22 protein-coding genes, 1 tRNA gene and 1 CRISPR repeat array are annotated in these 22434 nt (G+C 37.2%); of the genes, 18 read left to right on the top strand and 5 right to left on the bottom strand.

All coding sequences use genetic code 11. From position 1 onward, the window contains the following. Positions 1-181: 181 nt before the first annotated feature. From porQ to NZ519_03485, 3 genes are all read left to right on the top strand, one after another. Positions 182-1228: a type IX secretion system protein PorQ gene (gene porQ / locus NZ519_03495; protein ID MCS7027808.1), complete on the top strand. Its 1047-nt coding sequence runs from the start codon at positions 182-184 to the stop codon at positions 1226-1228. A gap of 13 nt (positions 1229-1241) precedes the next feature. Beyond that, positions 1242-2120, top strand: coding sequence for a DMT family transporter (locus tag NZ519_03490; protein MCS7027807.1), 879 nt, complete (start codon positions 1242-1244; stop codon positions 2118-2120). A gap of 123 nt (positions 2121-2243) precedes the next feature. Then, positions 2244-2381 carry a hypothetical protein gene (locus tag NZ519_03485; GenBank protein MCS7027806.1) on the top strand — a complete coding sequence of 46 codons (138 nt, stop codon included), beginning with the start codon at positions 2244-2246 and terminating at the stop codon, positions 2379-2381. Here the strand turns inward: NZ519_03485 and NZ519_03480 are convergent. Both NZ519_03480 and NZ519_03475 read right to left on the bottom strand, forming a co-directional pair. After that, complete coding sequence (locus tag NZ519_03480; GenBank protein MCS7027805.1) at positions 2355-2627, bottom strand: hypothetical protein; 273 nt, start codon at positions 2625-2627, stop codon at positions 2355-2357. The two genes, NZ519_03485 and NZ519_03480, sit on opposite strands and share 27 nt — an antisense overlap. A 76-nt stretch (positions 2628-2703) precedes the next feature. After that, positions 2704-3027, bottom strand: a complete 324-nt coding sequence (locus NZ519_03475; protein ID MCS7027804.1) for a DNA adenine methylase — start codon at positions 3025-3027, stop codon at positions 2704-2706. A 284-nt stretch (positions 3028-3311) separates the two neighbouring features. On the opposite strand from NZ519_03475, the gene lpxD reads away from it, so the two are divergent. The 8 genes from lpxD (at position 3312) to NZ519_03435 (ending at position 13542) form a co-directional block, all read left to right on the top strand. After that, positions 3312-4349: a UDP-3-O-(3-hydroxymyristoyl)glucosamine N-acyltransferase gene (gene lpxD, locus NZ519_03470; protein ID MCS7027803.1), complete on the top strand. Its 1038-nt coding sequence runs from the start codon at positions 3312-3314 to the stop codon at positions 4347-4349. Then, a complete protein-coding gene (locus NZ519_03465) occupies positions 4346-5740 on the top strand; it encodes a bifunctional UDP-3-O-[3-hydroxymyristoyl] N-acetylglucosamine deacetylase/3-hydroxyacyl-ACP dehydratase (protein ID MCS7027802.1) in 1395 nt (464 codons plus the stop codon). The genes lpxD and NZ519_03465 overlap by 4 nt, the downstream gene beginning before the upstream one ends. Before the next feature lie 6 nt (positions 5741-5746). Beyond that, on the top strand, positions 5747-6586 hold the full coding sequence (gene lpxA / locus NZ519_03460) for an acyl-ACP--UDP-N-acetylglucosamine O-acyltransferase (GenBank protein MCS7027801.1): 840 nt from the start codon (positions 5747-5749) through the stop codon (positions 6584-6586). A gap of 20 nt (positions 6587-6606) precedes the next feature. After that, positions 6607-7980, top strand: a complete 1374-nt coding sequence (locus tag NZ519_03455) for a nucleotide sugar dehydrogenase (GenBank protein MCS7027800.1) — start codon at positions 6607-6609, stop codon at positions 7978-7980. Positions 7981-8015: 35 nt separating this feature from the next. Then, complete coding sequence (gene pnuC, locus NZ519_03450; GenBank protein ID MCS7027799.1) at positions 8016-8639, top strand: nicotinamide riboside transporter PnuC; 624 nt, start codon at positions 8016-8018, stop codon at positions 8637-8639. 86 nt (positions 8640-8725) lie between these two features. Further along, positions 8726-11644: a translation initiation factor IF-2 gene (gene infB / locus NZ519_03445; GenBank protein ID MCS7027798.1), complete on the top strand. Its 2919-nt coding sequence runs from the start codon at positions 8726-8728 to the stop codon at positions 11642-11644. A 75-nt stretch (positions 11645-11719) separates the two neighbouring features. Further along, positions 11720-13411 carry a PHP domain-containing protein gene (locus tag NZ519_03440; GenBank protein ID MCS7027797.1) on the top strand — a complete coding sequence of 564 codons (1692 nt, stop codon included), beginning with the start codon at positions 11720-11722 and terminating at the stop codon, positions 13409-13411. Positions 13412-13471: 60 nt separating this feature from the next. Next, a tRNA-Cys gene (locus NZ519_03435) sits at positions 13472-13542 on the top strand. A 13-nt stretch (positions 13543-13555) separates the two neighbouring features. Here the strand turns inward: NZ519_03435 and NZ519_03430 are convergent. Together NZ519_03430 and NZ519_03425 are read right to left on the bottom strand one after the other, a co-directional pair. Next, complete coding sequence (locus NZ519_03430) at positions 13556-14596, bottom strand: NAD-binding protein (protein ID MCS7027796.1); 1041 nt, start codon at positions 14594-14596, stop codon at positions 13556-13558. Between the two features lie 4 nt (positions 14597-14600). Further along, positions 14601-15641 (bottom strand): agmatinase family protein, encoded by a 1041-nt coding sequence (locus NZ519_03425; protein ID MCS7027795.1) that lies wholly within the window; start codon positions 15639-15641, stop codon positions 14601-14603. A gap of 122 nt (positions 15642-15763) precedes the next feature. Between NZ519_03425 and NZ519_03420 the strand changes: the two genes are divergently transcribed. The 7 genes from NZ519_03420 (at position 15764) to NZ519_03390 (ending at position 21690) form a co-directional block, all read left to right on the top strand. Then, positions 15764-16987, top strand: a complete 1224-nt coding sequence (locus tag NZ519_03420; protein MCS7027794.1) for a T9SS type A sorting domain-containing protein — start codon at positions 15764-15766, stop codon at positions 16985-16987. 67 nt (positions 16988-17054) lie between these two features. Further along, entirely contained in the window at positions 17055-17549 is a 495-nt protein-coding gene (locus NZ519_03415; protein ID MCS7027793.1) for a hypothetical protein, read from the top strand. Then, entirely contained in the window at positions 17546-17698 is a 153-nt protein-coding gene (locus NZ519_03410) for a hypothetical protein (GenBank protein MCS7027792.1), read from the top strand. The genes NZ519_03415 and NZ519_03410 overlap by 4 nt, the downstream gene beginning before the upstream one ends. A gap of 32 nt (positions 17699-17730) precedes the next feature. Beyond that, a complete protein-coding gene (locus tag NZ519_03405; protein ID MCS7027791.1) occupies positions 17731-17871 on the top strand; it encodes a hypothetical protein in 141 nt (46 codons plus the stop codon). An 80-nt stretch (positions 17872-17951) separates the two neighbouring features. Then, entirely contained in the window at positions 17952-18785 is an 834-nt protein-coding gene (locus tag NZ519_03400; protein ID MCS7027790.1) for a site-specific DNA-methyltransferase, read from the top strand. Positions 18786-19125: 340 nt separating this feature from the next. After that, complete coding sequence (locus NZ519_03395) at positions 19126-20649, top strand: LysM peptidoglycan-binding domain-containing protein (GenBank protein MCS7027789.1); 1524 nt, start codon at positions 19126-19128, stop codon at positions 20647-20649. Between the two features lie 27 nt (positions 20650-20676). Then, on the top strand, positions 20677-21690 hold the full coding sequence (locus NZ519_03390; GenBank protein ID MCS7027788.1) for a glycosyltransferase family 9 protein: 1014 nt from the start codon (positions 20677-20679) through the stop codon (positions 21688-21690). A 61-nt stretch (positions 21691-21751) separates the two neighbouring features. Here NZ519_03390 and NZ519_03385 read toward each other — a convergent pair whose 3' ends face one another. Next, positions 21752-22099 (bottom strand): hypothetical protein, encoded by a 348-nt coding sequence (locus NZ519_03385; GenBank protein ID MCS7027787.1) that lies wholly within the window; start codon positions 22097-22099, stop codon positions 21752-21754. A 112-nt stretch (positions 22100-22211) separates the two neighbouring features. Beyond that, a CRISPR array of direct repeats spans positions 22212-22388; the repeat unit is 30 nt; unit sequence GTCGCAGTTCCACAATGGTTCGATTAACAC. Positions 22389-22434 lie beyond the last annotated feature (46 nt).

The raw sequence follows: 22434 nt of genomic DNA, 5'->3' as shown, positions 1-22434 counted from the left end.
AGGGGCATGGAGCATGCCGTTAGGCAGTGCGTTAGCACCGAAGCGAAGCGCAGTGCGGAATGCCCCGACCCTTGCGTCAGCAAGGGGCACGCCCAAAAAATCAAATCTTTTTAGACTTAGCACAAGTAAGAAAATCTTTTGTTATTCGCTGGCTATCTAAAAAATGTTTATTTTTGTGAAAATGATACAAAAGTGGTTTTTATTAGTTTTGTGCATCGCAAGTTGGTCCATAAAAGCTCAAGTAGGCGGAAGAGGAGTATTCCAAGTACTAAACCTTGTACCTAACGCACGAATGTCTGCTCTAGGCGGGTATGGCATCACTCTGTACGACAACGACGTAAATACCACATACCAAAACCCCGCCCTTATCAATAGCAGCATGAAGAACAGATTGGGAATTAGCTACATTAACTCTTTTGCGGATATAAACTACGGATATACAGGATACGCACACGAGTTCAAGAAAATAGGTTTAGTAGCAGGGGGAGTGCAATATATAAACTACGGAAAATTTATAGAAGCTAATGAATTCGGTGAAAAAACAGGCACTTTTACTGCTAATGATGTAGTTCTTTCTGCGGGTACAGCGCGGCACTACAAAGAAAAGTTTCATTTTGGCGCTAATTTGAAGCTAATCTATTCAGGAATAGCGCAATATAGTTCCACAGGGTTTGCTACGGACTGGGCAGGAGTGTATCAAAACGACAGTCTAAACATTACGGGTGCAGTAGTTATTAGAAACTTAGGGCTACAAATCAATCCCTACGTACCTGGCGGGGTGCGAGAAAAACTTCCTTTTGAAATACAAGCAGGATTTAGCCACAGACTAAGACACTTACCTTTTCGTTTTATGTTTAACTTCATTCACTTAGAAACGCCCAATTTGGCAGCTATCGATCCAAATGCACCTAAAAAGTATGACATTTCGGGCAATGAAATTAAACCGCGGATTTCCCTAGCGGACAAAATATTCAGACATGTAGTTATAGGGGGAGAGTTTTATGTAGGTAAGTTTGTTCAGCTGCGATTTGGCTACAATCATTTACGTAGGCGAGAATTAGCCGTAGAAACGGCAAAAGGGCTTTCAGGCTTTTCTTTCGGAGCAGGTTTGAAAATTGCTATGTTTAACATTGATTATGGATTTGCGTCTTACAACGTGGCAGGTGCTACGAATACGTTTTCGCTTACTGTAGATGTGGCTAAATTGAGCAAGAAAACTCAAAATTGAGACATTTAGCTGTATGCGATTTTATCTGTTGCTTCATTTCGCTGTGTTGTTATGGGGCTTGACAGCTATTTTGGGCAAGGTGATACACTTAGCGCCTATTCCAATGATGTGGTGGCGCACTTTGATAACCGCCATTAGTGTAGGTACAATATTAGTGTTTAAACGTTCATGTTTTTGTCTTCCAGTTCCGAAAAAAGCCGATATGCTCAAAATGGCTTGGATCGGTTTTTTGATAGCCATTCATTGGTTACTTTTTTATGCTTCAATTAAAATTTCGAATGCATCTGTATGTTTAGCAGGGTTTGGTACAGGTACGCTTTTCACGGCTGTATTAGAACCTTTAATGAATAAAAAATCTTTGCGGTGGATAGAGTTAGGAATTAGTATATGGGTGCTGATAGCTGTGTATATATTAGCACAAGCGGATATGGGTATGGTTTTAGGCTTAATTTTGTCTGCTTGTAGTGCTTTTTTTTCAAGTTTATTTACTATTCTCAACAAGCGGCTATCACCTCTTTACAGTCCTTTTGTCATTTCTTTTTATGAAATGCTTTTTGCTTGTTGTATTTTGAGTTTGTTTTTGGGCTTAGTGAGTTTGTATCAAAAAATACAAATATTTCCACCTTCTTGGGCAGATTGGGCGTACTTAATGATTTTGAGCTTTTTCTGTACAGTTGTGGCGTTTAGTATTTCCGTTTTTGTAGTACGGCGGCTAAGTGCTTTTGTAGTTACTTTAACCACAAATTTAGAACCTGTTTATGGGATGTTTATTGCTTATTTCTTTTTTCCTCAAACAGAGCGAATGAGCGCACATTTTTACATAGGCGCAACGATGTTGATAAGCAGCGTGTTTATCTATTCGTATTATAGGGCAAAGAAGAGCGTAGGTTAGCTTTTTTGAGTGAAATTTGCTACTTCCAAACGGATGCTAAAAACAGAGCTGTTTATTAAGTCCATTTTTTTGCATGAAGCGTAATTTCTGTAAGTTAAATTTTAATTTTTTGGGCGTGTCCTTGTGGGCATTCGCTGCGCTCATGCCCACAAGGTCGGCGTGCTACGGGCTACGTGCGGAATGCCCCGACCCTTGCGCAGCAAGGGGCACGCCCAAAAAAAAATTAAATACTTATCAAAAATTGACCGCAAAGACTTTTGATTGACAGGAATAGTTAGTAACTAAAATTTCTTTGATTTTTCCTCGCTTAGTGCCATTGCAGTTAATTGCTCTATGGGCAGACACTCTGAATATATTGTAGCCCAAAAAAGCATTCTCAAAGAAACTATCGGCGGGATTTTCATTTTTAGGGTCTGAATTAGAAAGCATGAGTTTTGCCCCTTTTTCTTGGTCCAACCTGCGAAAAAAGTTAGCTAGTTCTAACTGCTGTGCATCCAAAAATTCCATACCTGTATAAGTGGTAAAGCTTGCGGTTTTGCTGATAGGTCTATATGGGGGGTTAAATATACAAAAGTATGTTCGTCTATTTTATCATTTTATCAAAGCAATCTAAGTAGTTAGCTTGCTGTATTTGGGCGAGTTGCAGCAGTTTAGAAGCGGCTAAAATACTGGCTTGGTCAAAAATGTTTGCATTTTTGTAGTTTCCATAAGGTACATTGAACTCACCTTTTGTGTTCAAACGAAACAGTCCGTTGAAGCAAGTTTTGTTCAAAAATATAAATTGTGCAGCTTGAGATATCCAATTATCAGAAAAGGTTTTGTAGTTTGTTTGAACTCTTTGCGAATTAAAAAGTTTGCGAACGGATAAGAATAGTTCCTTTCGTTTTTCTTGTGGAGTTCGATTGATATGGCAAAAAACACTGCACCGCTTCCCAAAAAAGGTTCAACGTAGTTTTTGATTTTATCTGTTTTAAGCTCAATAGGGTAGTATTTTTCGAGTTGTTCTAAGAGTTGTGTTTCACCACCTTGCCCACTTTATGAAAGGCTTGGCTTTTTTCATAGTTGTTTTTTGCAAATTTAATTATTTTGGTTGAAGTATGGCTCAATTTTTGCTAAATGCATAAGTGCTTTTTGTTTTGCTTAGTTTATTATTAAGTTTGCAAGCAAAAAAGACATGTAAAGCACAAAAATATGCGTTTCAAAGCACATCAGATTGCACAGTTTTTAAAGGGAACAGTTGAGGGGAACCCAGATGCGGAAGTATGGCAGATTTGCAAGATAGAGGAAGGCGTACCAGGGGGCTTGTCTTTTTTATCTAATCCGAAATACACTTCATTTATATACGATACACAAGCTACTATTGTTTTGGTTAATCAAAATTTTGTAGCCGATAGACCTATTAGAGCCACTTTGATTCGAGTTACCGATGCTTACACTGCTTTTACACAGATATTGGAGCTTTACCAATCTCATTGGGTACAAAGCAAAAAAGGAATAGAACCGCCTTGTTTTATTGCTGCTGACGCTAAAATAGGTGAAAACGTTTATGTAGGCGCGTTTAGCTACATAGGCAGCGGTGCAAAAATAGGAGAGAATGTAAAGATATTTCCGAATTGTTATGTAGGGGATAACGTTACTATTCAAGACAACACTATACTATATGCAGGAGTAAAAATATATGCACATTGCATTATTGGCAAAAATTGTATTTTGCATTCTGGTTGTGTAGTTGGCAGTGATGGTTTTGGATTTGCTCCTCAAGCTGATGGTTCGTACAAAAAAATACCGCAAATTGGAAACGTGATTATAGAAGATAATGTTGAAATTGGAGCAAATACAACGATTGACAGAGCAACCTTAGGCTCTACATATATTAGGAATGGTGTAAAGTTAGACAACTTAATCCAAATAGCACATAACGTAGAAGTCGGAAGTCATACGGTTATTGCTGCGCAAACTGGGATATCAGGCAGCACTAAGATAGGCAAGTATTGTATGATAGGTGGGCAAGTTGGAATTGTAGGGCATCTTAAAATAGCTGATGGTACACAGATTGGGGCACAGTCAGGTATTTCTAATGATATAGAAGAGCCTAAAACTGCGTGGCGCGGCTCTCCTGCCCAACCGTATAGAAAACAACTTCGTACCGAAGTATTGTGGCGAAAATTACCTGAAATGTATCAAGAATTACAAAGCTTAAAACAGGAGGTTGAAAAGTTAAAGTCATGACAGACAAACAACATACTATAAAGGAAGCGGTTACTATATCAGGGGTAGGGCTACATACAGGAATTATGGTAAACATGACTTTGCGACCTGCCCCTGAGAATCATGGAATTAAGTTTAAGCGAATAGATTTAGAAGGTCAGCCAACTATTGATGCGGATGTAGATAACGTAGTAGATACTTCACGTGGCACTACCTTAGCTGTGGGCAATGTTAAGGTGCATACTGTAGAGCATACTATGGCAGCCTTAGCAGGAATGAGCATAGATAATGTATTAGTAGAGTTAGATGCTCCTGAACCTCCGATTATGGACGGTAGTGCTAAGTGTTTTGTAGAAGCTATTCAGAAAGCAGGGATTGAAAAGCAAAATGCAGATAGGGAATATTTTGTCGTAGAGCAAAATATTCAGTACAGTGATCCGCAAAAACAAATTGACATGGCTGCTTTACCTCTTAATGGTTACCGAATGACAGTAATGGTCGATTATAATTCCCCTGTTTTAGGCAGCCAACATGCAACGATTTTAGACATGAATGATTTTGCCAAAGAAATTGCGCCCTGCCGTACTTTTTGCTTTTTACACGAACTGGAAGCTTTACTGAAAGCAGGTCTGATTAAAGGCGGAGATGTCAATAATGCTATTGTAGTGGTAGATAGACAAGTAACCGAAGAAGAGTTAGAACACTTAGCAAAATTATTCAACAAGCCCAAAGTTTCAGTTAGTCAAGGTATTCTGAATAACATTAAACTACATTATAATAATGAACCTGCTCGACATAAATTATTAGACTTAATTGGCGACTTGGCGTTAGTAGGCGCTCCACTTAAAGCTCAAATATTAGCAGCTAGACCTGGTCATACTGCAAATATTGCTTTTGCTAAAAAAATTAAGGCAGCTTTCAGGGCGAAAAAAATTACAAAACAATATCAGAGTAACAATACAAATAGCTCCGTAGTTTTTGATATCAAGGCTATTCAAAAAATATTGCCCCACCGGTATCCATTTTTATTAGTAGATAAAGTAACCTACTTTGATGACAAAAGAATTGTAGGCGTAAAAAATGTAACTATAAATGAACCTTTCTTTGCAGGACATTTTGAAGGTAATCCGATTATGCCTGGGGTGCTACAATTAGAAGCAATGGCACAGGTAGGGGGCATCCTACTTCTTAACACAGTAGAGAATCCAAATGATGTATGGGTGTATTTTTTAGCAATTGATAATGCCCGCTTCAAAAAGCCTGTTATTCCAGGAGATCAGATTGTGTTTGAGTTAGAAATGGTTAGCTTAAAACGAGGTATTTGCAGAATGAACGGTAAAGCCACTGTAGATGGCAAATTAGTAAGTGAAGCAGAATTAGTAGCTAGTATAATTCCTAAGAATAAAGCATAAAAACGTATGAAACAACCATTAGCCTATGTTCATCCAGGTGCACAAATTGGTGAAAATGTGGTCATAGATCCTTTTGCATTTATTGACAACGATGTAGTTATTGGTGAAGGTACATGGATTGGTTCAGGTGCTGTAATATATGCAGGTGCTAGAATTGGTAAAAATTGTAAGATATTTCCAGGAGCAGTCATTTCTGCTATTCCGCAAGATTTAAAGTTTCAAGGCGAATATACTACTGTGGAGATAGGGGATAACGTTACTATACGGGAATACGTTACGATTAACAGAGGCACAGTAGACCGTTACAAAACAGTGATTAAGGAAAACACTTTGCTTATGGCTTATGTTCATGTAGCTCATGATTGTATTGTAGGTCGAAATTGTGTTTTAGCCAACGCTGTAAATATGGCAGGGCATGTAGTAGTTGACGATTATGCAGTTATAGGAGGTATGTCAGCTATTCATCAGTTTGTTACGATTGGAAAACACGTTATGATTGCAGGAGGTTCTTTGATTGGCAAAGACATTCCTCCTTATACAAAGGCGGGGCGCTATCCCATTTGCTATGAGGGGGTCAATTCAGTCGGGTTACGAAGAAGGGGTTTTGACAACAAAACAATTGCTCAAATTCAGGAAATTTATAGAGTTATATACCTTTCAGGAATCAGAACTACTGATGCATTGGCAATTGTAGAAAGAGACTTTGAAGCTACAGAAGAAAGAGATGAGATTCTTAACTTTATTCGTAATAGCGGTCTGCGTGGGCGCGGTATTATGAAGGGGTACACTTTTCTATCAGAACGTAACAAACAACCTATCTCAAATAATAATCCTGAGCAAGATTAAAATTTAAACTTCCAAGTATTATGAAACTTTTTGACATCTCTACATTTGAATTGCAAACTCAAATTGCAAAAAACGTAGCCTATAAATTATCACAAAAAACAGCTAAGATAGGTGTTATTGGGCTAGGTTACGTAGGCTTGCCTTTAGCTCTGGAATTTGCCAAAAATGGCTTTGACACTTTTGGTATAGATGTTTCTACACAAAAAGTAAGTCTACTCAATCAAGGGAAAAATTACATTGAGGATCTTAGTGATGAAGAAGTTAAAACAGTCGTAGAAAACAAAAAACTATCTGCTTACAACGACTTTTCGAAAGTAAAAGAACTAGATGTGGTTTATATCTGCGTACCTACCCCTTTCACACCGACAAAAGATCCCGATTTGAGCTATATTTTATCCGCAACTGAAAGCATCAGAAAATATTTACAACAAGGACAAGTAATTATTCTCAAAAGTACCACTTTTCCTGGGACAACAGAAAACTATGTCGTTCCGGAATTAGAAAAGAGTGGCTTAAAAGCAGGAAAAGATTTTTTTGTAGCTTTTTCGCCTGAACGTGTAGATCCAGGTAACAAGCAATTTAATACAAGAAATACACCGATTATAGTAGGTGGAATTAACGAAGAGAGTTCCTATTTGGCAGCGCTGGCAAATTCTCAAGTGATTGAGAAAGTATATATTGTCAGCAATCCCAAAGTGGCTGAAATGGAAAAATTGTTAGAAAACATTTTCAGAAGTGTGAATATTGCATTAGTGAATGAATTAGCTTTGTTATGTGAGCGCATGTATGATATTAACGTATGGGAAGTATTAGAAGCTGCAGGAACTAAGCCCTTTGGTTATATGAAGTTTTTACCTGGACCTGGTGTAGGGGGGCATTGTATTCCCATAGATCCTTACTACTTATCTTGGTTAGCTCGCTCTTATGATTTTGAAACTCGTTTTGTAACTCTTGCAGCTAATGTCAACGAAAGCATGCCATATTATGTGGTAGATAAAGCCATCAGAGAAATAGCTAAACAAGGCGTAAAACTATCCCAAGCTAAAATTCTTATCTTAGGGGCATCTTTTAAGAAAAACGTGCGCGATTTGAGGCATTCTCCCTCAGAGTACATTATTCGTATTCTTAAAAGAGCAGGTGCTGAACATATAGACTATAATGACCCACACACACCTGAATACGAAGTAGATAATGTTTTGATGCAATCGGTAACACTTTCTCCAGAACAGCTACAACAGTATGATATTGTCATTCTTGTAACTGACCATGATGATTACGATTATGAGTTTATTCTCAAACATATCAAGTGCTGCTTTTTAGATACTAGAAATGGAACAAAAAATGTTACTCAGTACCGTGAAAAAATAATTTTGTTAGGTTATGTACAGAAGTAAAAAGCTGACTAATTTTGTTCTGAATTAGAACAACAATGAATAAAGATTTTATCATTGAAATTATAGCCGTAGTCATATCGGTTCTAGCAGTGTTGCTCACAATACGCCAAAGCTTGTGGGGCTGGATACTCGGCATTACAGGATGTATCTTGTATATTTACATTTTTAGCACTGCAAATCTGTATGGTAACATGAGTTTACAAGTAGTTTTTATTATCAATTCTTTGGCAGGAATATACAATTGGAAGTATGGGGCTAAGGATAAACCTCAACTCCCCCTCAGCCGATTGAACAAAATGGAAAAAGTACTCTTTCCTTTTGCCATAATCATACTGACAGGTATTATTATATGGCTCTTTAATAAATTATCTCTTAATCATTTATACATTCAACACAAACTTAATTACGCTTTTATACTTGACTCTTTTTCAGCAGGGATGTGCTTAGTTGCCCAATTCTTTCTTATCAAAAAAAGAATCGAAAATTGGCTGATATGGGCGTTTAATGACTTTATGTGTGTATTTTTATTCGCATATCAAAACATTTATTTTACCGCAGCACTGTATGGACTATTAGCAGTTATGGCGACTAATGCATATTTTAGTTGGAAAAAATCTTTTTACATGCAAATAGTTCAAAATCAACCACTTATGAGATAAAGTATCCATATTAAAGCTTGTTATTTCATTTTAATTAAAAAAGATAGTAATTTTGCACAGGTTAGTTCAAGATACTTTTTGCATACATGTCGGATAAAAAGAAAAGAATATCAGAAGTTGCCACTGAATTAAACGTTGCTGCTGAAAGAATCATTGATTTTTTACAAAAAAAGAACATTGATGTAAGCAAAGGCATAAACACAAAAATAGATGCTGAAGCATATATTTTATTGCAAAATGAGTTTGCAAAGGACAAGCAGATCAAAACTCAATCCCAGCAGGTTATAGAAAAGACAAGAGAACAAGCTAAGCTAGAAAAAGCCACTGTTGAACCTGAAAAGAAACCTTTAAAATTTACCAAAAAAACAGAGATTCGCATAGAAAAAGCTCTTATTGAAGAACCCACAGACAGTTCTGAACTATCTGAACAAAAACCTAAAATCGTTGGTCCGAAGATAGTTGGTAAGATAGACCTGCCCGATTCCAAGACAGATAAAAAGAAAGAAAAAGAGAAAAAAGTTCAAAGTTTGACAGAAATAGAAAATACAACAAGTGTAGATACCCCTGAAATAACAAGTATAGTAGAGAAGGAAGAAAATGTTCTAACTGTGGAGCTTTCTACTCAAGAAGTAGAAAAAGAATCAGAAAAAACGAAAGAAGAAAAAGTTTCAGAGGATAATGTTATTCGTGCCAAAGATCACGCGCCTAAACTTAGTGGACTGAACATAAAAGGGAAAATAGATCTTTCGCTGATAGAAAAAAGCAAAACCAAAAAAGATAAGGACAAGGATAAAGAAAAAGAAAAGGAAAAAGAGAAAAAAGAAATTACCACAACCTCTACAAGTAGTAGCTCTCCTCAAGCTGAACCCCCTAAAGAAACAGAGAAAAAAGCTCCCATAGGCATTAAGAAAGCTCAAGATAAAGCAGAAACTCCTCAAACAGAAAAAAAACGCAAGCGAAAACGTAAAAGAAAAAAAAGCGATCCTGTGGATAAAGCACTTGTTCAGCAGGCTTTGCAGCAAAATAAACAAAGTAAACATAAAAAAGCTAAGTTTGTAGAAACCTTTACCGAAAAAGATGTAGAACTCAAACTTAAACAAACTTTGTCGAATCTTAATACTAAAAAAGATAGTAAGCTAAAAGAGAGAGCAGATTACAGAAAACAAAAACGCCTTTCTGATGCAGCTCAAAGAGAAGCAGAAAAGCAAGAACAACTCAAAGAAGCTAAAAAACTTCAAATTACAGAAGGACTGACCACTTCGGACTTAGCAGGTTTAATGAATGTACCTGTGCGAGATATCATTCAGCACTGCTTTGATTTAGGAATGGTTGTAACTATCAACCAGCGTTTAGACCAAGATACTATCATTTTTTTAGCCGATGAGTATGGTTTTGAAGTGGAATTTGTAGATCCTACAATTGAACTTGGAGAGGTATTAGAAGAAGATAAGCCAGAAGATTTAGTACCTCGCCCCCCTATTGTAACTATCATGGGGCATGTAGACCACGGAAAGACTTCTTTGTTAGATTACATTCGTTCTACTAATGTTGTTGCAGGTGAAGCAGGAGGGATTACTCAACACATAGGGGCATACGAAGTAACTTTACCTGATGGAAGAAAAATTACTTTCTTGGATACTCCTGGACACGAAGCTTTCACTGCTATGCGGGCGAGAGGAGCACAAATTACAGATATTGTGGTTATTGTAGTAGCTGCGGATGACCATGTAATGCCCCAAACTAAAGAAGCTATCAACCACGCTCAAGCAGCAGGCGTGCCAATTATTATTGCTATTAACAAAATAGATAAACCTACTGCGGATCCTGATCGAATCCGAAAAGAATTAGCAGAATACAATATATTAGTTGAAGAGTGGGGAGGAAAGTACCAATGTCAAGAAATATCCGCTAAGTATGGGAAAAACGTAGACCTCTTACTAGAAAAAATTTTACTAGAAGCAGAGATTCTTGAACTCAAAGCAAATCCCAATCGCTTGGCTAACGGAGTGGTAATAGAATCTAGGGTAGATAAGGAAAAAGGTGTATTAGCAACGGTCATGGTTCAAAATGGTACACTCAAAGTAGGGGATGACATTGTAGTGGGTATTCATTATGCAAAAGTTCGGGCGCTATTAGATGAGAGGGGAAATCGTGTTCAAAAAGCAGGTCCTTCTACGCCTGTGCAAGTGTTAGGAATTCCTCATGCTCCCCAAGCAGGTGATAGTTTTGTAGCCCTACCTGATAAAAAAGCCGCAAAAGAGTTAGCCGAAAAACGTGCGCGGCTACACAAAGATATAATGCAGCGCATTGATAAGCGTCTAAAATTAGAGGAATTCAGTAAGCAGAAAGATGCCAAAGAACTACGACTTATTGTAAAGGGCGATGTAAATGGGTCAGTAGAAGCACTATCAGATGCTTTACTGAAACTCTCTAATAATGAAGTGATAATCAAAATTATACATAAAGGAGTAGGGCAAATCACTGAAACAGATGTAAATTTAGCCGCAGCATCAAATGCAATTATTATCGGTTTTCAAGTTCGTCCTTCCGCACCTGCCCGGAAATTAGCTGAAAGTAATGATGTGGAAATTCGCCATTATTCCATTATTTATGATGCAATAGAAGAAGTTAAGCAAGCCATAGAAGGAATGCTATCCCCTGAAATTCAAGAAAATATTACCTGCATGATTGAGGTTAAAGAAGTATTCCACATTTCAAAAGTAGGTACGGTTGCAGGTTGTTATGTACAAGAAGGTAAAGTAACCCGCAACACTCTTTTACGCGTTATTCGAGATGGAATAGTGATTCATCAAGGAGAAATAGCATCACTCAAGCGCTTCAAAGATGATGTAAAAGAAGTAAGCGCAGGCTATGAGTGTGGTATGATGATAAAAGATTTTAGCGATATTAAAGTAGGCGACATTATAGAAGGCTATGAAAGAGTAGAAATTAAACGTACTCTGGATAAAACCTATAAGGAAGAAAAAAATACATACACCTACTAGCTAAATACTGTGTAACTACTTGTTTATCAAAGGTTTACTTATACATCAAAACTAAGTTTTTCTTATTTTTGCTCAATGCAAAATGAGGATATTATCAAAGCGTTCCATCAGATTATTGATGGGTTAGAGATTTTGGGCGAAAATCCTTTTCGTATAAAGCACTACCAAAGTGCTGTACAGAAGTTAGAATCTATATCAGAAAATATATTTGAACTTTATCAAAAAGGGGAATTAGAAAAACTTAACTTAGGTAAAAGTATTACAGAGCAGATTAAAAACTGGTTCAAAACAGGAACATGGGACACACTTGATCAAGTGCGTAGCCAAGTTCCCGAAAGTGTATTAAATATGCTTAATATCAATGGATTGGGTGCTAAAAAGATTGCACTTTTATGGAAGGAGCTTGGTATTACTTCTATTTCAGAATTAAAAAAAGCTTGCTTAGAAAACAAACTCGTTGATGTTAAAAGTTTTGGACAAAAAACACAAGCTAATATTTTGAAAAATATCGAATTTTGGGAAGCTAATCAACGTAAAATTCGGTATGCATCAGCCCAAGTATATGAGCAAATTGTTTTAAAAGAGCTGCAAAAATGTCCTTTTATCCAAAAAATAGAGCCTACCAAAGCATTACGCAGAAAATTAGAAGTATTAGACATTCTTAGTTTTATTGCTTCTACCGAAGTACCGCATGCAGTTAATACATGGTTACAAACTCATTTTATAGGAAAAAAAGACATATATTTTTCTACACCAAATTATTGGAAAGGTACTTACGAAGGTATACCAGTTGAATTTTTTTGGGTATCGCCTAGTACGTTTGTCCAAAAACAGTTTCTGCTTACAGGTTCCTCAAAACATGTGATACATTTTTGGGAACAGATAATTAACTCTTCAGTTCAAGACGAAGCAGAAATTTATCATAAAGCAGGGTTACCTTACATTCCACCTGAATTAAGAGAGGACATCCACACTTTATCGCCCCAAGAATGGCAAAATATTGACCAAATTATTGATATATCCGACCTAAAAGGTACAATACATAATCATTCTACATATTCAGATGGCAAAAATACTCTTGAAGAGATGGCTCAAACAGCAAAAGAAGTATGGAAATGGGAATATTTGGTTATTGCTGACCATAGTAAAAGCTCTGCTTTTTACGGTAATGGAATGTATGAAAATAGAGTAAAAGCTCAATGGAAAGCTATTGAAAATTGGAATGCTCGACATCCTGACTTTTGGATATTCAAAGGTATAGAGTGCGATATTTTATTTGATGGTAGCTTAGATTATGAAGATGATTTCAGGGCAGGTTTTGAGGTAGTAATTGCATCTATTCACCAAAATTTAAAGATGGACAAAATAAAAGCCACAGAGCGATTACTAAAAGCAATTGCTCATCCACACACGAATATAATAGGACATCCCACAGGAAGATTATTACTTGTGCGCGAAGGTTATCCCATAGATTATCAAGCTGTTATTGAAGCTTGTGCTACTTACAATGTAGCTATTGAACTCAATGCTAATCCCTATCGGTTAGATTTGGATTGGCGTTGGCTACCTTATGCGATTAAAAAAGGTGTTTGGATAAGCATAAATCCTGATGCGCACAGTATAGAGGCATACCAGGATACACTCTTTGGAATACTTGCAGCAAGAAAAGCTAAGCTGCCCAAAAGTCAAGTACTAAATGCATTATCACTTAATGAATTTAGAGAATGGCTTAGGGTTCAACATGAGAAAAGAATCAAAAAGTCATAAAATTTTTGAAACTGATTTTGGTTTTTCAATTAAAAAGTCTACCTTTGCAACAGGATTTATGGCAACATGGCCGAGTGGTTAGGCAGAGGTCTGCAAAACCTTTTACAGCGGTTCGAATCCGCTTGTTGCCTCAAAAGCAGTGAGCTAACTTTTTCTATCAAGCAAAAAATCTTTTGCTTTCTTGACTTCTTCTTTTGTACCTAATAGAATGATTTTTGTGCTTCTATCAATTTTTGTTTGAGGATCGGGATTGATGATATAATCTCCTGCTTGAGTGCGTATTGCAATAACGTGCGACCCTGTATGCTTTCGTAAGTCTAAATCTTTAATAGATTGATGAAGTTTATTTGAAGGTAGTGAGTTGGCATCTATCTCTTCTAAGACAACTTTATTATCTTGACCTGAAAGATGAGCAATAAATTCTTGTATATCTGGTCTTACGACCAGGGAAGCCATGTGCGTTCCGCCGATACGTTCAGGCATAATTACGTTGTCTGCTCCTGCGCGTTTTAATTTAGCTTCAGAATTCTCCCCTGAAGCTCTACTAATGATTAAAATATCCTTTCGCAAAGATCTTGCGGTCAGTACAACAAATACATTATCAGCATCTTCGGGTAGAGTTGTAATAATGGCTTTGGCAGTATCAATACGAGCTTGTTTGAGAATTTCTTCATCTGTAGCATCACCTTCAATGTAAGGTTTTTGTTCATCTTGCAGCTGTTTAATGATTTTTTCCGAATTTTCTATTACTACAAAAGGCTGCTCCGCCCTTTCTAGTTCCAAGCACACTTGAGTGCCATTTCTGCCATAGCCGCAAACAATAACATGATTGTGTAGCATATTCACTCGTTTCAAATTTCTATAATCTTTGAAAAACTCAACTAACTCTCCTCCTGCAATAAAACTTACAATTGTTGACAAAGCATACGCAAAAATACCTATATTCATCACAATAAAAACGGACGCAAAAATTTTTCCTACTTCACTCAATTTCTGAACTTCTCCATAACCTACCGTAGAGAGTGTAATAATAGTCATGTAAATCGCATCTAGCCAAGAATATTCTTCTAATAAAACAAAACCTAATATCCCTAAAGTCAAAGAAAAAATGACCAGGGCTGCGTTGATATACAATCGTTTAAGGTATTTAGATTTGAGCTCTTGATAACTTCTTTGTGTTGCCATACGTTCAGCTTAAAGCTAATCCACAGAGTTTAAATAGCACTCTAGCGCCTACTATACTATCCCATTCAGTTTTAGAAGGGATAACCTCATTAAGGTCAAAGCCGATAATTTCTTTTTGAGAATCTTTAATTTTTTTAAACAAGAAAACAATTTGTTCAAAATCAAAACCACCTGGAACAGGTGTTCCTGTGTTTGGACACAGAGCAGGATTAAGTCCGTCAATATCAAAGCTGATATATACTTTCTCAGGTAAAGCTGCGATTATAGCATCACAATATTCACTCCAAGTTTTACCTGTGTAGAGTTCGTTTTTTATGTCTTCATCAAAAAAAGTAACTACTCGGTTATGTTCTTGAATAATATTCACCTCTTCTTGGCAAAAATCTCTTACTCCTATTTGGACTAAACGGCTCAGTTGGGGTACTGTCAACAGTACATTGTACATAACAGAAGCGTGAGAATAAGTGAAACCTTCAAAAGCCTTGCGTAGGTCAGCATGAGCATCTATTTGTAGAATCCCAAAGCTTTGATGTATTTTAGCTAGCGCGCGGATAAAGCCTAACGGTGTACTATGATCTCCTCCCACTAAACCAACTTTTTTACCTTGTTTGAGCAATTCAAAGGTTTCTTTTTCTACCCATGCATGCAGTTTCTCACAAGTTTGATTAACTTCTATCAAAGTCTTTTCAATACTACTTCCTGCCTTAATTGATTTTCCTTTTTCTAAATGTCTTATAATACCTTGAGCCTTTTTACGAGTTTCTTGGTTAATTTTAGACCACTCTGTTGAAACAGGGCGCATGAATATTCCCTTTTTCCAAAAATTGCCAAAAGTTTTATCTAATAAATCTACCTGCATAGAAGCTTCAAAAATAGCTTCAGGAGCTTTATGCGTTCCTTCGCGATAGGAAACCGTAGCATCCCAAGGTACGGGAAAAAGAACTAAATCAGATTGCGCTTCATTAAACGGTAAGCCAAAAACCTGTGCTCTTTTAGATGCAACGCTATTGGGGTCAAAATTTTGAATGATAGTTTCTTTATTCATCAGCACAAAAATAAGAATAATGTTAATGTTTAAGTTGTTCTGTTTTAGTTAATAAAAAGTTTTGAGATATTCTTTTTATTTTTTATCTTTGAGTCCTCAAACATGTGTGGCTTATGAAAAATATGTACTTTATTTTGATTGTATTAGCGCTTACCCCACTTTTGGGTTTAAGCCAAACACTTATGCCTCTGCCAGGTCATTCCACTTCATTCGGCTCAATGACTAGAGGCTATTACTTTACAGCACCTGTGAACTTTAATATCACAGGCTTACGCGTACCTACTGATGTAGCAGGAAGTTTTCAACATGTAGAAGTAGTGCGTTTTACCGCAGACGCCCCCCCTGCTTTTCCCTCAACTACCAATAGTTTCGTGTTTTTAGCACAGCATTACAATGTCAATAGCACTTCAATTATTCCTGTAAGTATCCCTGTTAATGCAGGTGAAATTATAGGGGTTTATGGTAGCAGGAGCACAAGCTCAGGAGCAGGGTGTTATGTAGACAATTCTTATGGTGCTTGCGTAGCGCCAGATGGCTATCCAACCAATATTAGTGGCTCGCCTACAACTCTGTATCGATCAGGTTATCAGCATGCTATATGCAATAGCCCTGCGGCGAATATATGGTATGAAAACTGCAACCTGTATTACATAGGCAGAGTAGAATTATACTACGGCACACCTTTATCTAGCAGCTACACTAACTTTACAGGCAAGCTTAGCGATAACGAAAGCGAAGTAATTTTGAACTGGTCTTTTGCTGACGAAAACTACGACTATTGCATAGTTGAACGTGCAGGTAATGAACCTTTCAGCATCACACCTATACCTTTTGAACCCTTAGTAAAAGAATACACTAACGCAGATGGAGTTGTGATACGCGAACCTATCCAAAGCCCACTCATTAACACAGATGAATGGCATAACAAAAAATTCACAGAAATAGGGCGCATCAACACTAAGCAACCTATATTTACTTTTGTAGATAAAAAACCTTTGATAGGAAAAAATTACTATCGTATCAAGAGAGTACATAAAGATGGCAAATACGAATGCTCAAACGTAATTGAAATAGAATACGGAATTAAACCCTCACGAATTGTAAACTTATATCCCAATCCCGTAATTAACCATGTCCAATTTGAGTTTGTTGTTAGTCAAAATGGACCGGTAGAAGTAGAACTGTACAATGTTCAAGGTAAGCGAGTTTATGCATATACTGCCCAAGCAGTTACAGGAATCAACTTATTCATGATGAATATGGCAGATTTTAAGCCAGGAAGTTACTTTTTGCAAATTCGCACTAGAGATGGCTTGCTCACTAAGAAATTTGTAGTAGCAAACTAACAGAATAAAAAATTTACCGTATTTTAGCATGCCTGCAAGCTTTGATTTGCAAGCATGCTTTTTTTGTATGAAAAAATGCTTGATTATCATCGTGGTGATTAACCTACACGCAATAGGCTTTTCTCAAAACTACTACGCTGATAGTCTAATACAGTTCGTTCTAGTTAAGAACAATAAAGACACTATTAAAAACGAAAGTAGTTTGACATGGCAAGACCTACACTCTGTAAAGGCGAAAATAAGACTACACTCTTTGACCGCACAATATGGAGTAACGCATCCCAAAGGAATAATGGAGATTGAGATATTTTGTAATGTGCGAACAGGTTGGAACAGCGTGGGCATTACGGAAATTCCCTTTACCTTATCGGCTTCTGTTTTGAGCGAACCCATTGCAATATATTCTTATCTTAAAATGAAACATGCATCAGGTAAAATACAAGTGAGGTTGAAAAAAATTACTTTGTACAGTTTAGTGGATAACAGTAGTAATATTGAACTTTATTTTTCCGAAAATAGAAGCGTATTTTTTACATTAGTAGGTAAAGATTCTACTTGGTGATAATAATCTTCTGCGTGAGGCATGCGGAGGGCGTGCGTCAGCACGGTGCGCAGCGAAGCGAAGCACCGAAGCGAAAGCGTAGCCCGCAGCACGCCGACCTTGTAGGCATGAGCGCAGCGAATGCCTACAAGGGCACGCCCAAAAAATAATAAAATAAATACTTATCTTTGCTAACTACACAATGAACAAAAAAGAACAGATAATTACAGAAATTTTTAAGATTTGTAAAAACCGTAATACTTATGTATTTCACAATGACTTAGTTAAAGAAGTGTGCAAGCGAATTGGCTTTGGAAATCCTTTTTTTGGCATACAACTTTGAAAATCCTTTGGATATTACAACTATCAAACTTGTAAAATCTGCCTGCTATATCTTAAAAATTTAGTATCTTTGTCAAAGCCATGCTTGAAAATTTTAGAAACAAAGTTTTTAATGAAGATGTGCTTGTAGTTTTGAAGCAATTGCCTGACAACTGTATAGACATGATTTACGGCGACCCTGACTACAACGTAGGTATCAATTACGCAGGAAAAAAATACACCCAAAAATGGAATGACTACATAGATTGGTATATAGAACTAGCCAAAGAAAGTATGCGCGTACTTAAACCGACTGGCAATCTGTTTATGATAAACTACCCCAAGCAAAATGCATATTTAAGAGTGAAGTATTTAGATCAAAATGCGTACGATGTACAGGACTATGTTTGGGTATATAATACAAATATAGGTCATAGTCCACGCCGATTTACTACTGCCCATAGAAGTATTTTACATGCCACTAAAAGCAAACAAAATCATTTCTACAAAGAGAATGTTGCCGTTCCTTATCAAAATCCTACGGACAAACGCATAAAGCAAAGAATAGCCCAAGGGCATACAGGGCGCATGCCTTACTCTTGGCTTTACTTTGACTTAGTAAAAAATGTGAGTAAGGACAAAACTTTTCATTCTTGTCAAATTCCATTGGGCTTAGTGGAGTTACTTATCAAATCTTGCACTCAAAAGAACGATGATGTATTTATCTTATTTGGTGGTAGTGGTTCTGAAATTGTGCTTTGCAAAGAACTTGGACGAAATTTTATTTCGTGCGAAATTCATCCGCAGTACTATAAGATGATACAAGAACGTTTGCTTAATAATGGTAAAATTCCTGCCGAATATCGGCTAAAATCTATGCAAGAACGAAGCAAAATGAACAATCCAGCGCATTTGCTAGAGCTGTTTGACAAATAGGTTAATGTTGTGCTTTTGAAGTAGGTATTTTAGTGGATGAAGTGGTTATCAAATTTTGCGTGGTGTTGAGTTTATTGTTGAAAATAACTTACGCAGAGTTTAGGTTTTAATTTTTTTGGAGCGTTCTTGTGGAGTTTTGCCCACAAGGTAGGCGTACTGCAGCTACGTGCGGAATGTCCCGAACTTTACACAGCAAGGGACACACTCAAAAATAAAACTAAAAACTACCAGGTTAAAAAGTGGCTATTGTGGTTCGTATTTCTGTTACTTATTTGCACTTTTAGGGGCAAATGTTATTTTTGCAGCACGAAGGAATTTAAACTATGTAATTGGTATCTATATGAAAAAGGCAGTCTTGTTCTTTTTAAGCCTAGCGGTATATGCGCGGATTTATTCGCAGCCCAACAAAAGCCTTTCAGGTGCTACCTCTACTCAAAAAGATCCTATCAACAGTGAAATTATTCAACGTTTGGATAGCTTAACTTACATGGTTTATAAAAATGCCCGAACTTATCCAGTAGATACTGCCCGTATTAACAAGTACAATTTTGCTCCTGAACTTATTCCAGACTACACAGACGAAGAATATGAGCGGCGATTGAGTTTAATTCCTTCGGTTATTCCATTAGTGTATCATGAAGATGTAGGAAAATTTATTCGGATGTACGCCAAAAGGCGAGAGCAAGTTGGTAGATTGTTAGGACTGCAGTCTGTTTATTTTCCTATTTTTGAGGAAGCGTTAGACAGGCACGGCTTGCCCATAGAACTGAAATATCTACCAATTATTGAAAGTGCTTTCAATCCTGCGGCTACTTCAAGAGCAGGTGCAGTGGGATTATGGCAGTTTATTCATAGCACGGGTAAAATGCATGGCTTGAAAATTAACTCCTACATAGATGAACGCAGAGATCCTTTTAAGGAAACAGAAGCAGCTTGTGTGCTGCTCAAAACTCTGTACGAAATATACGGCGATTGGCACTTAGTCCTAGCAGCCTACAACTGCGGACCAGGTACTGTCAACCGTGCCATTCAAATGGCAAATGGTTCTCTGAATTATTGGATAATTCGTCAGTATCTTCCTGGGGAAACCCGCAACTACGTACCAGGCTTTATTGCCGCAGTGTACATTATGCACTATTACGCAGAGCATAATCTATATCCTAAACTAACCGACTTTACTTATTTTGGAGATACTTTACACATTACTTCTTACCTTGACCTTACTCAATTTGCCAAAAACGTGGGCATAGATCCTGATGAGCTAAAAGCAATGAATCCTGAACTCAAACGCGGCGTAGTGGTTAAATCGGCTGAACCTTATGTGCTACGCGTACCTTATGGTATCAATAAGAAAGTCAATGAAAACAGGGCAGCTTATCTTGGAGCAGGTGCAGTAGCAACTATTTCGCCACAGCAACAACTTCAACAAAAAATAAACGATGGAAGTATCTACAAAGAACCTAAAAATAAACAAATCACGCATATTGTTCAACCTGGTGAAACTGTAAGTGAAATTGCTCAAAAATATGAGGTCAGCAAGCAAGATCTCTGTGCATGGAACAACATTTCAGGAGATAAAATATGGGCAGGTAAAAAATTATACATCTACAAACCTGACGAAAGTGGCGAAATTATAGACAAAACTAAACTAGCTCAAACTAAAACTGCAAAAGTCAATTCATATTCAAGACATAACCTCTATTCACAATCTCAAAAAGTTATCTACTACACTGTGCAAAATGGAGATTCTTTATGGCTCATTGCTCATAAGCATGGAGTAACTGTCAATGACCTTAAACAGTGGAATAACCTTAACGGCAATAGACTTCAACCTGGGCAAGTCCTCATCGTAGGAAAAATTTGACGTGTTCGGAAGCAATAATGTTTTTGAATGAACAAAGTTTTAGTTATCCAAACCGCTTTTATTGGTGATGTGGTTTTGATGCTGCCCGTTGTGCAAAGTTTAAGACTGAACTATCCTAATTTAGAAATACATGTTTTAGTTCGTAAAGGGAACGAGGAGCTTGTCCAAAATCGAGAGGATGTCAATAAAGTGTGGATATGGGATAAAAAAGAAGGAAAACTCAAAAATTTAATACGCCTTATCCGACTTTTTAGAAAAGAACGCTATGACAAAATTATCAACTTGCACAGGTTTGCAAGTACAGGAATTATTACGGTACTAAGCCAATCAAAGCAAACTATTGGTTTTGATAAAAATCCACTTTCTGCTTTTTTTACTGTTAAAGTTCCACACAAAATTGGCAAAAAAGGGGATAGTTACTTTTTCCATGAAGTGGACAGGAATTTAAGCTTGATACAATCTTTTTGCAGTAAGCTTTCTCGCAAACCTGTGCTTTCGTTAAGTCCGAAGCATATTCAGACGGCAATACAAATTTTAAGGGAATATCATGTTGATAAGTACATTTGTGCAGCGCCTACTTCTGTGTGGTACACTAAGCAGTGGCACAAAGACAAATGGATAGGATTTTTTAACCTTGTTCCTTCGCAGTATACTATTTTTCTTTTAGGTTCAAAAGAGGATTATGAGTATGTTCAGTCAATAAAAGAAAGTTGTAGGCATGATAAAGTGGTCAATTTAGCAGGTAAGCTAAGTTTTTTACAAAGCGCTGCATTGATGAAATACGCCACTATGGTTTATGTCAATGATTCTGCACCGTTGCATTTTGCCAGTGGCGTAAATGCGCCTACTACGGCTATTTTTTGTAGTACTATTCCTGAATTTGGTTTTGCACCTTTGTCGGAAGTGCATCATGTTATAGAGGTTAAGGATTTGCCTTGTAGACCTTGTGGTTTGCATGGTCGCAAGGCTTGTCCATTAGGTCATTTTAATTGCGCTTACCTTATTGATGTGCAGGAGGTATTAAGAACATTGCCGAATTGAGCTTGAAAAAAGTTTTAAAGCTTTTTTAACAGCTCTCTAAAACGGTAGTAGAACCTGTAAATCAATTTTTCAATTCAGATTGACTGTGAAATAATTTTATTTTTTTGGGCGTGCCCCTTGCTAACGCAAGGGTCGGGGCATTCCGCACTGCGCTTCGCTTCGGTGCTTCGCTGCGCTTCGCACTGCCCTGACGGGCATGCTTCATGCCCCTCACGCAGATGACCTGTGCAATGATGTCTTTACCTTGTTTAAGATTGAAATACAATCCCTTACAGGATAAAACTTTGCATAAGATACAGAAAATGAACTTTTTAAGTTTGACGTGTGAAGCATGAGGGGATAGGATAGAGGTTAGCTTAATGCAGGGGCATAGTTTATTCGGGCGTTCGGTTATGGGCGGAGCCCCCACAACCGAACGCCCAAAAGATAGCATCCAAGTCTGCGGAATTATCTTTTATATGCAAAGCAAAATAGAGTTGTGTAAAACAAAAAACTGCAAGGTTAAAACCTTACAGCTCGTAGCGTCGCAGTTCCACAATGGTTCGATTAACACAAAGGTAATCGCGAAGATCTCGAAGGCCTCTTATTTTTAAAGTCGCAGTTCCACAATGGTTCGATTAACACTATTTGCCAGGAGCATACAAAACGGCTTTGTGGTTGCGGTCGCGTCGCAGTTCCACAATGGTTCGATTAACACACCCAAATTTTGACCACAAAAATATGCAATTGCTGCAAACTACGCAA

It is taken from the genome of Bacteroidia bacterium (assembly GCA_025056095.1).
Classification (GTDB): Bacteria; Bacteroidota; Bacteroidia; order JANWVE01; family JANWVE01; genus JANWVE01.
The sequence above is the reverse complement of the archived record's forward strand: the minus strand, read 5'-3'. Positions and strand labels throughout refer to the sequence as shown.